General features: G+C 38.8%; 14 protein-coding genes and 1 riboswitch. Of the genes, 10 read left to right on the top strand and 4 right to left on the bottom strand.

Annotated elements, in window-relative coordinates; genetic code table 11:
• Window positions 1-13: 13 nt before the first annotated feature.
• On the top strand, window positions 14-1,423 hold the full coding sequence (locus CFY84_RS05025; protein ID WP_088823082.1) for an aminotransferase-like domain-containing protein: 1,410 nt from the start codon (window positions 14-16) through the stop codon (window positions 1,421-1,423).
• 66 nt (window positions 1,424-1,489) lie between these two features.
• Here the strand turns inward: CFY84_RS05025 and CFY84_RS05020 are convergent, their stop codons facing one another.
• A complete protein-coding gene (locus tag CFY84_RS05020; RefSeq protein ID WP_143218761.1) occupies window positions 1,490-1,957 on the bottom strand; it encodes a hypothetical protein in 468 nt (155 codons plus the stop codon).
• A 256-nt stretch (window positions 1,958-2,213) separates the two neighbouring features.
• On the opposite strand from CFY84_RS05020, the gene CFY84_RS05015 reads away from it, so the two are divergent.
• Genes CFY84_RS05015 through ispD form a run of 5 tightly spaced genes read left to right on the top strand, consistent with a single transcriptional unit; the run spans window position 2,214 to window position 7,174 of the window.
• Window positions 2,214-3,851 carry a CTP synthase gene (locus tag CFY84_RS05015; protein WP_088823080.1) on the top strand — a complete coding sequence of 546 codons (1,638 nt, stop codon included), beginning with the start codon at window positions 2,214-2,216 and terminating at the stop codon, window positions 3,849-3,851.
• A gap of 20 nt (window positions 3,852-3,871) precedes the next feature.
• Window positions 3,872-4,732, top strand: coding sequence for a 3-deoxy-8-phosphooctulonate synthase (gene kdsA / locus CFY84_RS05010; protein ID WP_088823079.1), 861 nt, complete (start codon window positions 3,872-3,874; stop codon window positions 4,730-4,732).
• 40 nt (window positions 4,733-4,772) lie between these two features.
• A complete protein-coding gene (gene eno, locus CFY84_RS05005) occupies window positions 4,773-6,062 on the top strand; it encodes a phosphopyruvate hydratase (protein ID WP_088823078.1) in 1,290 nt (429 codons plus the stop codon).
• 4 nt (window positions 6,063-6,066) lie between these two features.
• Window positions 6,067-6,465 carry a septum formation initiator family protein gene (locus tag CFY84_RS05000; protein WP_088823077.1) on the top strand — a complete coding sequence of 133 codons (399 nt, stop codon included), beginning with the start codon at window positions 6,067-6,069 and terminating at the stop codon, window positions 6,463-6,465.
• Entirely contained in the window at window positions 6,431-7,174 is a 744-nt protein-coding gene (gene ispD / locus CFY84_RS04995; protein WP_088823076.1) for a 2-C-methyl-D-erythritol 4-phosphate cytidylyltransferase, read from the top strand. Before CFY84_RS05000 ends, ispD begins: the two co-directional genes overlap by 35 nt.
• Here ispD and CFY84_RS04990 read toward each other — a convergent pair.
• Entirely contained in the window at window positions 7,163-7,741 is a 579-nt protein-coding gene (locus CFY84_RS04990; protein WP_143218760.1) for an A1S_1983 family putative colistin resistance protein, read from the bottom strand. The genes ispD and CFY84_RS04990 overlap by 12 nt on opposite strands.
• Window positions 7,742-7,902: 161 nt before the next feature.
• On the opposite strand from CFY84_RS04990, the gene ispF reads away from it, so the two are divergent.
• The gene (gene ispF, locus CFY84_RS04985) at window positions 7,903-8,388 is read left to right on the top strand and encodes a 2-C-methyl-D-erythritol 2,4-cyclodiphosphate synthase (protein ID WP_088823074.1); all 486 of its coding nucleotides are present in this window, start codon (window positions 7,903-7,905) and stop codon (window positions 8,386-8,388) included.
• On the opposite strand, the gene CFY84_RS04980 is transcribed toward ispF, so the two are convergent.
• Window positions 8,385-8,906, bottom strand: a complete 522-nt coding sequence (locus CFY84_RS04980; protein ID WP_088823073.1) for a protein tyrosine phosphatase family protein — start codon at window positions 8,904-8,906, stop codon at window positions 8,385-8,387. The two genes, ispF and CFY84_RS04980, sit on opposite strands and share 4 nt — an antisense overlap.
• 48 nt (window positions 8,907-8,954) lie before the next feature.
• Window positions 8,955-10,046: a 3-deoxy-7-phosphoheptulonate synthase gene (locus CFY84_RS04975; RefSeq protein ID WP_088823072.1), complete on the bottom strand. Its 1,092-nt coding sequence runs from the start codon at window positions 10,044-10,046 to the stop codon at window positions 8,955-8,957.
• A gap of 411 nt (window positions 10,047-10,457) precedes the next feature.
• Window positions 10,458-10,583: riboswitch (yybP-ykoY riboswitch) on the top strand.
• A gap of 74 nt (window positions 10,584-10,657) precedes the next feature.
• Here CFY84_RS04975 and CFY84_RS04970 point away from each other — a divergent pair.
• The 3 genes from CFY84_RS04970 to CFY84_RS04960 all read left to right on the top strand — a co-directional run bounded on the left by CFY84_RS04970 (window position 10,658) and on the right by CFY84_RS04960 (window position 14,515).
• Window positions 10,658-11,725 (top strand): DUF475 domain-containing protein, encoded by a 1,068-nt coding sequence (locus CFY84_RS04970; RefSeq protein ID WP_088823071.1) that lies wholly within the window; start codon window positions 10,658-10,660, stop codon window positions 11,723-11,725.
• A 385-nt stretch (window positions 11,726-12,110) separates the two neighbouring features.
• Entirely contained in the window at window positions 12,111-13,730 is a 1,620-nt protein-coding gene (locus CFY84_RS04965; protein ID WP_088823070.1) for an ABC transporter permease, read from the top strand.
• Window positions 13,727-14,515: an ABC transporter ATP-binding protein gene (locus tag CFY84_RS04960; RefSeq protein WP_407640187.1), complete on the top strand. Its 789-nt coding sequence runs from the start codon at window positions 13,727-13,729 to the stop codon at window positions 14,513-14,515. Before CFY84_RS04965 ends, CFY84_RS04960 begins: the two co-directional genes overlap by 4 nt.
• The last annotated feature ends 44 nt before the right edge of the window (window positions 14,516-14,559 follow it).

Genomic DNA, 14,559 nt, shown 5'->3' with positions numbered 1-14,559 from the left:
AGACCAATAAACCATGTTAAAGTCTGAACAGGTTGTACACAATATTGCGGTATTGATTGAAAATGGCACATTGCAGTCACATACCAAGTTGCCGTCTTTACGTGCGTATGCACAACAAACAGGCTTTAGTGTGGTTACCATTTTTTCAGCTTACCAAAGATTGGAAGCATTGGGACTAGTCTATGCCAAAGAAAAATCAGGCTTTTTCGTGGCAGCACAAGCATCAATGGCAAAGCAGACCGATGTACAGGCTGTTGAAGTCACTTCAAAAGTACAAGTGAACTCTCGCGTATTTCAGTATTTAAAAGCATTAACCCAATATACACATGCATCACTTGGTTCTGCCTTTCCTGATCCCGATGTTTTGGGCAATTCCCGCTTAATGAATACCATTGCAAGAAATGCAAAATACCGAAAGAGCTACTATAGTGGTGATGCTATGCCACCGGGTAACGCCACATTAAGACAATTTATTGCCCATAAATATACCCTGCAAGGCATTCCAACGCAGGCGGATGATATTGTGATTACTTCAGGGGCTTTAGATGCATTAAATTTGTCATTACAGGTGCTGACCACACCAGGAGATTATATTTTATTACAGTCTACTGTGTTTTATGGTGCATGGCAGTTGGCTGAGAAGTTTGGTTTAAAAGTGATTACGTTCCCTTCAGACCATGAGATCAATCTTGATGCATTTGAGGCAGCTTTAAAAAAATATCCGATTAAAGTGTGTTGGTTAATGTTAAACAGCCATAATCCGATTGGTTTTACAGTCAGTCAAACGGTAAAGGCAAAGATTGCTCAGTTATTGGCAACATATCAAGTATATTTGGTTGAAGATGATGTCTATCAAGAGCTGTATTTTGGTTTAGAAAAGCCATTGCCTGTACAATATTATGATCAAGATCAGTGGGTATTACATTGTTCGTCGTTTTCAAAAGTATTGGGAGCAGGGGCTCGAATTGGTTGGGTACGTGCAGGGCAGTTTTCTGACAAAATTCAGCACCAGCAATTAATGAGCTCGTTGTCGGTTAATCCAATGTTGCAATATGCATTGGCAGAATTTACCGCAACTTTGCATTATGAAAAACACTTACGGCAAATACGTAGCCAATTGGCAAAGCGTAAGCAAAGCTTCTATCAGAACATTAAAGCCATCTTGCCCGAAAGCTGTCATATTTTTTATTATTCAAGTGGCTATTTTTTATGGATTGAATTGCCAAAGCATATTGACAGTACCGCGCTTTATGAAACGTTGTTAATGCATGACATTGTGATTACACCAAGCATATTATTTCAAAAGCATACCGCTAAACAGTCGCATTTTCGCGTAAACTGTTCTTATGAATGGAATGATAGATATAGTCAAATATTTGAATTCATTTCAAAAATAATTAAAGAGTGGAATTCAGTATCATGAAAACACTCAGGTCAAACATCATTTAAGTGAATGATGTTTGATTGGTGACCTGAATGTATAGAGATGTTATAGCGCAGGCTTCGCTGCAGACATTGCTGCTTCAACAGCATCATCTTCTGTTAAATTGGCTTTAGATGATTTACCTTCACCACTGTATTTCGGTTTTGCATCAGTAGATGCAGTTTGTGCTTTAACCGGCTGAACCGCAGGTTTATCAGCTTGAGCGGTTGGTTCTTTATATTCGCGATGAATTGTCGTAGTAGTATGTGTTGTTTCTCGATGTTCATCAGGCAATGCTTGAGCTGTTTTTGTCTCCTCAGCGTTTTTATGGTCTTTATGATGCTTTGCGTGTGGTTCAGATGCAGGTGTTGAAGCCGTTGCTGAACCTTCAGCCATCACCGCAGATGCTTCTGCTTTACTCAGTGAATGAAATTGCTCAGATGCAGGTTGTTGTGTAGGCGTTTGCTCGCTAGCTTGATTATTGTTTGGTTGTTCTTCTTTTTTCGAGCATGCAGTAACGATCAAGCCAATCATGATGGCACTACATATAAAAAGCTTTTTGTTCATATTATACAAGTTAATTGAATGGATGACAGATGCAGTATAACAGCAAAATAGCACTTGCAAATATGGCATTGTCACATTCAAATTAAATTAATTTGGTGATAAAATATACAACTGTTAGTTGTTGTGTGAATACATGCGGAATGACTTTGCTTTCTAGTGGCAGAGTAAAGTAAAATTTCAAAACATTGCATGCCTATTTAGGCTTGATTGTACGAGAAACTCAATGACCCATTTTATTTTCGTTACGGGTGGTGTTGTATCATCACTAGGTAAAGGTATTTCTGCTGCTTCTGTTGCTGCACTTTTAGAGGCACGTGGTTTAAGTGTCACCATGGTTAAAATGGATCCATACATTAATGTCGATCCAGGGACAATGAGCCCATTTCAGCACGGTGAAGTATTTGTCACTGAAGACGGTGCTGAGACTGACCTTGATTTGGGTTACTATGAGCGCTTTTTGCGCCGTGCAAAAATGACCAAGTTAAATAACTTTACAAGTGGTCGTGTTTACCAAGATGTTTTAAATAAAGAACGCCGTGGTGATTATTTGGGCGGCACAGTTCAAGTGATTCCACATATTACTGACAACATCAAAGCACGCGTACTTCGTGCAGGCGAAGGCTATGATGTTGCGATTGTTGAAATTGGTGGCACAGTAGGTGACATTGAATCACTTCCTTTTATGGAATCTGTTCGTCAATTGATGGTTGAGCTAGGCGATAAGCACAGCATGCTCATGCATTTGACCCTCTTGCCATATGTTCGTTCAGCAGCTGAATTAAAAACCAAGCCAACACAGCACTCGGTAAAAGAGTTATTGTCAATTGGTATTCAGCCAGACATTTTAATTTGTCGTACTGAACATGATGTCGATGCTGACACAACACGTAAAATTGCATTATTTACCAATGTACAAGCACGCGCAGTGATTGTTTGTAAAGATGCCAAAACGATTTATCAAATTCCACGTAATTTTTCTGAGCAAAACGTTGATGATCTCATCTGTGAACGTTTTGGATTTCATGATTTACCTGAAGCCGACTTGTCTGATTGGGATCAGGTATGTGAAGCATTATTTAACCCAGAGTACACAGTACGTGTTGCTATGGTGGGTAAATATATTGAATTGCCAGATGCATATAAGTCAGTGAATGAAGCATTATTGCATGCAGGTATTCAAAACCGTGTCAAAGTCCAAATTGACTATGTGGATGCCGAAGGCTTAGAGTCACAAGATATCTCAGTGCTATCTACTGCTGATGCGATTTTAGTGCCAGGTGGTTTTGGTGAGCGTGGTACAGAAGGCAAAATGGCAGCCATTCGTTATGCACGTGAACAAGGTATTCCGTTTTTAGGGATTTGTTTAGGTATGCAACTTGCAGTGATTGAATATGCACGTAATGTTGCAGGTATGCCAGAGGCAAGCTCAACAGAATTCAATCGTTCAACCAAATATCCTTTAATTGGTTTAATTACCGAATGGATGGATGAGCGTGGTGAGTTACAGCAACGTCATGCTGAGTCAGATTTGGGCGGTACAATGCGTTTGGGTGCACAGAAATCTGAATTGGTTGCTGGTACAAAAACTCGTGAAGTCTATGGTAAGGCTGAAATTACAGAGCGTCATCGTCACCGCTATGAAATGAATGACCGTTTCATTGAACCACTTGCAGAAGCAGGCATGGTGGTGTCAGGTTATTCTGCAGACCAACATTTGGTTGAAACCATTGAGATTCCAAATCACCCATGGTTTATTGCGGTACAATTCCATCCAGAATTTACCAGCTCGCCACGTGATGGACATCCGCTGTTTGCACGCTTTATCGAAGCGGCTAAAAAACAATACCAAAACACCAAATAATGATATTTTAGGAAGTTCATATGTCTCAGTTAACACCACAAAGCGTTGTTCAAATTGGCGATGATATTCGCGTTGCAAACGATTTACCATTTGTACTCTTTGGTGGTATGAATGTGCTTGAATCAAAAGATCTTGCATTTGAGATTGCAGAGTCATACATTGAAATTTGTAAGCGTTTAGACATTCCTTATGTTTTTAAAGCCAGCTTTGATAAGGCCAATCGTTCAAGTTTGCATTCTTATCGTGGTCCAGGGCTTGAAAAAGGTGTGGAGTGGCTTGGTGAGCTGAAAAAACAGTTGAACATTCCAATCATTACTGATGTTCATGAGCCACATCAAGCTGCACTTGTGGCTGAAGTGGCTGATGTGGTTCAGTTGCCGGCTTTTCTTAGCCGTCAAACTGATTTAGTGGAAGCCATTGCAAGAACAGGTGCTGTGGTGAACATTAAAAAAGCACAGTTTTTAGCGCCACAAGAGATGCAGCATATCTTGCAAAAGTGTTTAGAAGCAGGTAATGATAAGCTGATTCTTTGTGAGCGTGGTTCAGCATTTGGTTATAATAATTTGGTGGTGGATATGCTTGGCTTTGACACCATGAAAGCCATGGATGTTCCTATCATCTTTGATGTCACACATGCATTACAAAAGCCAGGTGGTCGTGCAGACTCGGCAGGTGGACGCCGTGCACAAATCACAACCTTGGCACGTGCAGGAATGGCAACCGGTTTAGCAGGATTATTTTTAGAAGCACATCCAAATCCAGATCAAGCAAAATGTGATGGACCATGTGCACTAAGGCTGTCTCAACTCGAACCATTTTTAGCACAGACTAAAGAACTAGATACGCTTGTAAAGGGATTTAATAAACTAGACACGCACTAATGCACAGACTGCATTAGCATAATAATACACAGGAGTTTTTATGAGCCAAATCGTTAATATTCATGCACGTGAAATCTTAGATTCACGCGGTAACCCTACGATTGAAGCAGATGTGGTTTTAGCATCAGGTGTAGTTGGCCGTGCATGTGCACCATCAGGCGCATCTACAGGCTCGCGTGAAGCATTGGAACTACGTGATGGCGATAAATCACGTTATTTAGGTAAAGGTGTTCGTCAAGCAGTTGAAAATGTAAACACTGCCATCAAACAAGCGTTGGTGGGTCATAATGTGTTTGAGCAAAAAGCACTTGATGATGCCATGATTGCATTAGATGGCACTGAAAATAAAGCCAAGCTTGGGGCAAATGCAACACTTGCTGTTTCATTGGCTGCTGCACGTGCTGCTGCTGAAGAACAGAAAACACCGTTATTCCAATATATTGCGGACTTACGTGGTCAAAAAACTTTGTCTATGCCTGTACCAATGATGAACATCATCAACGGTGGTGCGCATGCAGACAATACTGTTGATATTCAAGAGTTTATGATTGAGCCTGTCGGCTTTACATCATTTGCTGAAAGCTTACGTGCGGGTGCTGAAACATTCCACGCTTTAAAGTCAGTGTTAAAGAAAAAAGGCTTAAATACAGCAGTGGGCGATGAAGGCGGTTTTGCACCAAATTTACGCTCAAATGAAGAAGCGATTACTGTTATTTTAGAAGCAATTGAACAAACTGGCTATAAAGCAGGTTCAGATATTATGCTTGCATTAGATTGTGCTGCATCTGAGTTTTATAGCAATGGTCAATATGTTTTGGCAGGTGAAGGCAATAAAGCATTCACAAGCAATCAATTTGCAGATTATTTAGCAGGTCTTGCAAAACAGTATCCGATTATTTCTATTGAAGATGGTTTGGATGAGTCAGATTGGGAAGGTTGGTCTTATTTAACTTCAATTCTAGGCGATAAGATCCAATTGGTTGGTGATGATTTATTTGTAACTAATCCAAAAATCTTACAGCGTGGTATTGATGAGAAAGTAGGTAACTCAATCTTAATCAAATATAACCAAATTGGCACGTTGACTGAAACGCTAGATGCGATTTATTTGGCAAAACAAAACGGTTATACCACTGTGATTTCACATCGTTCAGGTGAAACTGAAGACTCAACGATTGCAGATCTTGCTGTAGGTACTGCTGCAGGTCAAATCAAAACAGGTTCATTGTCACGCTCTGACCGTGTTGCAAAATACAACCAATTACTACGTATTGAAGAGATCACAAAAGCTGTGTATCGCGGACGTGCTGAGTTTAAAGGTCTAAACTAAATTCATGGTGACTTATTTTAAAGAGACATTTGACTCTTTTTCAAGTCGACTCATATTGGGGCTTGCTATCATTTTGATAGCAGGCTTTCAGTATATGTACTGGTTTGGAGAAGGTGGTTATTATGATCATCTAAGACTGATGCAACAAATACAACAACAATCAGACAGTAATCGAGATTTAAAAGAAAGAAACCGAATTTTAGGCGCAGAAGTCTATGATTTAAAAAATGGCGCAGAAGCAGTTGAAGAACATGCCCGTTTAGATTTAGGCTTAATTAAGCCCAATGAAACATTTATTCAAATGAGCACGCTTACGCCTGCACAGTTTAAAGAAAGCAACATCCCAACAGGCAGCACAGACGGTAAATATGAAGAAGAAGAAGAAGGTTCAAACCTCCCATAAGATTTGGGCTGTGATGCCAGCAGCAGGTTCAGGACGTCGGTTTTCTCCTACAGAATTGAAACAATATCAGATCATTCAACATCAAACAGTGATTGAACATAGTGTGAATGCATTATTTCAATTGCCATTAGCAGGTTGTGTGTTGGCAATTCATGCCAATGACCATGCTATCCACCGCATTAAATTTCAGCATCAAAAACAGTTGTTTTTTTGCGAAGGTGGGCAAGAGCGTGTGCACTCGGTGTTAAATGCACTTTATGTTTTAAAAGGCATGGCAGATGATGATGATTGGGTGTTGGTACACGATGCAGCACGACCATGTGTCAGTGAGGCTTGTTTATTCAATTTAGTCGAAACAGCTCTTGTACAGCAGTCTGCAGCTATTTTGGCCATTCCTGTGCGTGACACGTTAAAGCGTGTATCCGAGCATGTGATTGAACAAACGGTCGATCGTCGCCAATTATGGCAAGCACAAACCCCGCAAGTTGCACAAATTGGTCAATTGGTGGCTGCATTAGAGGCAGCTTTGGCATCAGGCGCTGAGATTACTGATGAAGCGAGTGCGCTTGAATTTGCAGGACACAGTGTACATGTGGTTACAGGCCGTTCAGACAATATTAAAATTACTTATCCTGAAGATTTAAACTTTGCACATTTGGTACTCACTGCGCGTTTAAACACCCAAGACGATGCAGCATCAATCATATAAACGGTATATTCCTGCAAATTGTTGGCATTGCTTTTGTTCAGAAGCAATGCTGAGTATGGCTTTTTCAATTTGAAAACGATATTTACAGTTATCTTCGTTATTTAGAATTTCAATTTGCTGACCACTTGGACTGTATGCCAAAAATGTATGATGTCCTGCATGCTGGTTCAGGTTTTGATAAGCCACGCCTTCAATTTTAATTTTATTTTTGTCTAACTGATGAATTTGAATCAATGTATGTGGTTTGGCAACCACACCTTGTTTATATTTAATAAAATGCTTGGTTAAACTTTGATTTAACGAAGCTAATGCATTGAGCTCATCGGTTCTTAAATTAAACTCTTGTTGGACGCAAGCTTTATTTTTACAAGCATAAATGCGCTCTTGCCACATGTGCTGAGTGGCTTGCAATACCGTGAGTGGGGCATTGGTCATTAATACAACATTGTTAAAGACCTGAGAAAAAGTAGCACGCTCTATATTAAAGCTATTTTTACAGACGAGAGCATGGTTCTTCTTGCTAAATGCTTTAGGCTGGCATAGCAGACTGGCTTGCGCAATCGACATAAATAGCATATTGATTAGCAAAATATAAAAAGGTTTTTTAAATTGAGAATACAAAAGAGACAACATGATCGCTTATACTTTGATAATGTGATGCTGATGCTAATATAGCGAAACCTCTATCAAAAGTACAAGAATCATTTTATTTCTAAGGAAGTTTTACATTGGTTGCAAAATATAGAATTGGTCAAGGCTTGGATGTTCATGCATTTGAAGCAGGTGAATTTGTTACCCTAGCAGGTATTCAGATTCCACATCATCAAGGCTTAAAAGCCCATTCAGATGGTGACGTGGTACTACATGCATTAAGTGATGCTTTGCTAGGTGCATTGGCACTGGGTGATATTGGACAGCATTTTCCTGATACAGATCCTGCTTACAAAGGTGCAGATAGTCGTGTGCTATTGCAAAACGTCTATGCATTAATTCAAGCACGTGGTTATCAACTGGTGAATGCAGATATTACTGTAGCATGTGAACAGCCTAAGCTTGCTAAGCATAATCTTGCTATGCGAGAGAGTATTGCTGCTGTTTTAAATGTTGATGTGGCAGACATTAGCGTAAAAGCGACCACCACAGAGAAACTTGGTTTTACAGGTCGCCAAGAGGGGATCTTGGCAACAGCAAGCGTGTTAATTTATCAAGATTAATATGAGTCGTTATGTTGGATCATGGACTGTTGTAATTCATGTGTTGCTTTACGGCCTTGAAGCTGCAAAGCAACGCTGTGCATGAGTCCTGTCCATGTGTCATTGGGTTGCCACACTTGTTCAAGTTGTTCATGGGCAATATCTTGTTCAATGTTCATATAAAACTTTCGGTATAAGTACATGAGTACACTTACACGGTAGTTATCTGAACAGTGAATCCATACCAATTGTTCTTGGACTAAAAAATTAATTGTATCTAATGCAAAAATAGCTTGTTCTGGGTTTGGCATATCCCAAAGGATAGGCAGTTGAATATAATTTAACCCCAAGTCTAAACAAATTTGATCTTCATGTGCTAAGTGGTCAGGCGAGGTACTTAGTGCAATGTTAATAACAGTGCTGATACCATATTCTTTAATGTGTTGTAATTGGATGGCACTTGGTTGCCCTGATGTAAATAGTCGCTCATGGATATATTGAAAATGAGGCGTTTGGCTCAGTACTTGTTCTAAATTCATATTATTGAGTCATAAAAAAAACGCCATCAACGATGGCGAGTTATAAAATTAACGATGCGGTAATACATCTTTTAGTGCTTCATGCATTTCAAGCAACACGTTTTCTGTGGTTTCCCAATCAATACAGCCATCAGTAACTGATTGACCATATTCTAAATCACACAGGTTTTCAGGAATGTTTTGTCGACCGCCTTTCAAATGACTCTCAACCATTAAACCAACAATGGATTTATTGCCATTTAAAATTTGCTCAGTTACATTTTTTAAGACCAATGGTTGTAAGTATGGGTCTTTGTTTGAGTTGGCATGGCTTGCATCTACCATGATATTTTGGCTTACTTTTGCTTTGATCAATGCATCTTCTGCTTGAGCAACAGACGTTGCATCATAATTCGGTTTTCCATTACCACCACGTAATACCACATGCCCATATTGGTTACCACGGGTACGGATAATAGACACTTGACCTTCGTTATTTAAACCTAAAAAGTTATGCCCATGTTGCACAGCTTGCATGGCATTGATGGCAACTGAAAAACCACCATCTGTACCATTTTTAAAGCCAACAGGGGATGATAAGCCTGATGACATTTCACGGTGAGTTTGGCTTTCTGTGGTACGCGCACCAATTGCAGACCAAGAAATTAAATCTTGTAAATATTGTGGCGAGTTTGGATCGAGGGCTTCTGTGGCACAAGGCAAGCCTTTTTCATTTAAGCTTAAAAGCAATTGACGTCCAATGCGTAGACCCTTTTCAATATCAAATGAGTCATCCATATCAGGGTCATTAATTAAACCTTTCCAACCTACTGTTGTTCTTGGTTTTTCAAAATAAACACGCATGACAATATACAATGTATCTTGCACTTTTTCGCTTAATGCTTTTAAACGGTCTGCATATTCATGTGCGGCTTTTGGGTCATGAATGGAACATGGGCCAATCACAACAAATAGGCGTTTGTCTTCACCATCTAAAATTTTACGCACACTTTCACGGCCTTTAAGTACAGTTTGATATGCTTGCGCTGATAAAGGCAGTTCCGCTTTGAGTTGAGCTGGCGTAATAAGTGGTTGCATACTGCTGATATTGACATCGTCAATATCATTAGAGGTCGTTGTATTAGTGTGTGAATTATTCATTGTCGTCACTGATTGCGGATTAAAAGGTGAACTGTTTAGCTCATGTGTATAACAAACTCTATCATACTGCGAATTGTATATAGAAGATCTAATCTTTAGTCTAAACCATAGTAGGTGCTCAGTGACATGTTTTCGTTTGAAATTGATGAATTAATTTTGACATGATGAGAATGTGTCTAAAATTCATTCATGTTGCAACTGTATTTTATTCATTTGTAAAATATCTGATCTGATTGTAACGAAGCTATATTACAATTTCAGTTCACCATCATGAAAAATAAAATGAAAAATATATTAAATTTTATAAATAAAAATCAGGTACTTAATTGTTATTTATTTTGTGTTGAGCTGGGGTAAACTTAGATTTTAAGCAATAAAATTTTGACACTCATCATAAAGTTACTATAATAAACATACTTCATTGGGGAGTAGCCTCTGTTTACATTAAGTAAACGGGTGATGGTCAACATACTTGTTTTTTTAAACATGGCCATCATAGCAAAGACCAAAATTCTTTTGTTGGCAAGACCTTTGATTTATCTTTCTCAGTATATTTAGCTAGCAAGAAAGGTAGATCATTGGCTTTATGCTGCTGGCTAAAGGATTCTACAATGTTAAAACATTTCAGATTCTCTATCATCTTCACACTCATATGTCTTGTGCTTTCAGCATACTGGGGCTATACCCATGGTCCAAATGCTGGTTTAGCCAACATGTCTAAAGTACTTGCTGTGACCCTATTACTTGCAGTCATGGAAGTGTCTTTATCTTTCGATAACGCTGTAGTCAATGCATCAGTTTTAAAACACTGGAATCCTTTTTGGAAAAATTTATTCTTAACTGTTGGTATGTTGGTTGCCGTGTTTGGAATGAGATTGGTGTTTCCATTGTTAATTGTAGGTTTCACTGCAAATATGACAATGGTTGATGTTGCCAATCTTGCCATTAGCAATCCTGCAGAATATGCCAAACAATTGACGCTTCACCATGCTGAGATTGTATCTTTTGGTGGTATGTTCTTATTGCTTGTTTTTCTTAACTTTATTTTTGATAATAATAAAGAAACCCATTGGTTTAAATGGATTGAATCTCATCTGTCTGCTTTAGGTCGTGCACCTGCTATTTCAATTTTTGTTGCCATTTCTTGTTTAATGATTATGAGTGAATATGTGACAGGCGCATCTCATCATAGTGTCACTATGGCAGGTTTATGGGGCATTATGGTGTATGTGGGTGTACAGGTTATTGGCTCACTGTTAGAAGGCAATTCAGATAAAAACAATAATGTTGAATTAGGAAAAACTTTTGTCAAAGGTGGTATGAGTGGCTTTTTATACCTAGAAATATTAGATGCATCTTTTAGTTTTGATGGTGTACTCGGTGCATTTGCTATTACGAGTGATGTAGTAACCATTATGATTGGTTTAGCCATTGGCGCAATGTTCGTTCGTTCACTGACAGTGTATTTGGTTGAGAAAGGTACATTAGATGCTTATATCTACTTAGAACATGGCGCTCATTATGCCATTGGTGCATTGGCATTTATTATGATTTCTGGTGGGACAGGCTTGCATATTTCAGAGATTATCACAGGACTCATTGGAATATTTTTTATTGCTTGGTCTACGATTTCATCAATATCGCATAACAGACAACATGTACCGCAAAAAAATAAATGAAATACTTGTCATAAAATAAAAAAAGCATAAGCGTTTATTACGCTTATGCTTTTTTTATTGATGCTTTTTCAATCTTGTCGATGTATTAATCTATCTCTAAAGCATAAATGAAATGCCGTATTTTGATTGCGTGTACTAAACACATTCATCTAAAAATAAGATTTACACATCAAGAATAAAGCTAAAAACTGTCTTTTTAATAACATTATTTGCATAAACAGCCACGTATGCTCAATGCATGTGATGTCAATGCCGTGCAACCTTTAAATGCAGCATTGGTATATATTTAGGACATGAGTATTCAGATGCATTGAATAAGTGATGTTTATCGTGATTAAACACAATCTTTTTAATGTTTCTTATTCTATTTTTGGCGTTTGAGAATATGAAATATTTAATTAATAAGCAAACAGATGAATTATCAATAGAAAAAAAATCACCCATTTGGTTAAGCGATTTATTTTGGTCTATTAATTGGATCGCTGTTCGTTTGTTAGTTCCTGTCAGTTTGTTTTTATTATGGTGGTTGGCATCCAACCATCAATGGATGCCTGCACAAATTTTACCAACACCTCAAGCCACATGGCATACCTTTTTAAACTTAGCAGGCGAAGACTTATTTCAGCAATTGGCAATCAGTTTAGGGCGTTTGTTTCAGGGGTTGGCTCTTGGTGTGGTTGGCGGTATTGCCTTTGGTTTTTTGTTGGGTTATAGCCCAACAGCAGAGCGGTATTTATCTTCTATATTTTATGCATTAGCAATTGTGCCGACTTTAGCATGGTTACCATTACTGATGATTTGGCTGGGAATTGAAAATGCATTAAAAGTATTCTTAATTTTTAAAGCCACTTTGATTCCCATTACTTTACATACCCAAACAGGGGTACGAGATATTCAGCCCCGACTTAAAGAAATGGCGCAGGTATTACAACTGGGTAAACAGGATCTATTGTTTAAATTAATTCTGCCTTCGGCATTGCCTCATTTTTTTATCGGTTTTCGGTTGGCATTGGCAGCAGGGTGGACCACATTAATTGCTGTTGAATTGTTGGCATCATCTGAAGGAATTGGTTATTTAATGGTAACTGGGCGACAGTTATTTCAATTGGATATTGTGTTTGTCGCTATTGCATTAATTGCCCTTGTTGGACTTTTGCTCGATCGAATCTTTCAAAGTATTGAACAGCGATTTATATTTTGGCCACATGCCACATTATCTGCTCATCATGCGCAAAAAAAACAAAAGTGGCAATCTGTGACACCTTGGGTGATCCCTGTAACTTTACTCTTGTTGTGGTTTACCTCAACAGGGTTTCATTGGGTGGCTGAACAAGTTTTACCATCACCTTTGGCAGTGTGGTCGGCATTGAGTGCAGGCATGTCAGATCATTCATTGTTAGATGCCATGTTCTATAGCCTATGGCGCGCACTGTTGGGGTTACTTTTGGGCGGCAGCATTGGTTTGTTCACCGGATTACTGCTTGGCATGTTTAAGCCTTTAGAAGATGTTTTTGCACCAACATTAAATACACTGCGTTTAATTGCTATTTTTGCATGGATCCCATTGATCACAGCATGGTTTGGTCTAGCAGATTTATCCAAAATTGTATTTATTTCAATCGCAACATTTTTTCCGATGTGTATTGCAACTTGGAAAGGCGTGTCAAATGTACCACATAACTTGTATGAGGCTGCGCTTATTTTACGATTAAGCGTACTACAGCGATTACGCGTTTTAATATTACCAAGTATTACCCCGTCAATTTTTGCAGGGTTCCGTTTGGCACTGCTTTATTCATGGATGGCATCCTTTGGTGCGGAATACTTAATGGGTTCAGGTGTAGGTATTGGCAGTTATATGATGGCAGCACAGCAAAACTTTGAAATGGATCGCGTGATTGCTGCCACCATGTTGGTTGCAGTCCTTGGCGCACTTTTATTTTGGCTCGGTAAAACCTTAGAACATCGTGTCACGGCTTGGCGAAACACAGAGGGATCATCATGAGTATCAGCACATCAACACCACAGCATGCCAAACCATTGGTTCAATTTAATCAAGTCCATAAAACTTTTGTGGTGGATCAAAAGCCGGTCAAAGTAATTGAAAACTTTAATTTGGATATTATAGAAGGCGAGTTTATTGCAATTGTTGGCAGCAGTGGCTGTGGTAAGTCGACTTTATTACGTCTATTGGCTGGACTTGATTTAGATTTTGACGGTCAGATTAAGATTGCAGGCAGTTTAATCACAGGGATTGGTCAAGATCGTGCTGTGGTATTTCAAGAACATCGTTTGTTTCCATGGCTGAATGTGACACAAAATATTGAGTTGGGTTTAGTGCATGAACCACTATCAGCACAGCAAAAAAAACAGCGCATTCAACATTATATTGATTTGATTGGCTTAAATGGCTTTGAAAAAGCTTACCCGCATCAGCTCTCTGGTGGCATGTCACAGCGGGTTGCCATTGCCCGAAGCTTAGTGACGCAGCCACGTATTTTTTTACTTGATGAACCATTTGGTGCACTTGATGCTTTGACACGTCACCAAATGCAAAATGAATTATTACGCATACAAAGCCAACAAAAAATCACCACTTTATTTATTACGCATGATGTTGAAGAAGCAGTCACTTTGGCAGATCGCGTGGTGATTTTAAAACCAAAACCTGGTCGGATTGAACAGATTATTGATGTAAATCTAGCAAGACCGCGCAATCGTTCAAGCTTTGAATTACATCAGTTAAAAGAGCAAGTCTTTCATATTTTAACTGAAGATAAAATTGCATAGCGTTTTGATATGCAATTTTTGGTTTTAAACTGATCTATATTTCA

The sequence above is a fragment of the Acinetobacter apis genome (assembly GCF_900197575.1).
In the GTDB taxonomy this organism is placed as follows: Bacteria; Pseudomonadota; Gammaproteobacteria; order Pseudomonadales; family Moraxellaceae; genus Acinetobacter; species Acinetobacter apis.
This window is presented reverse-complemented; position numbering and strand designations above follow the sequence as displayed.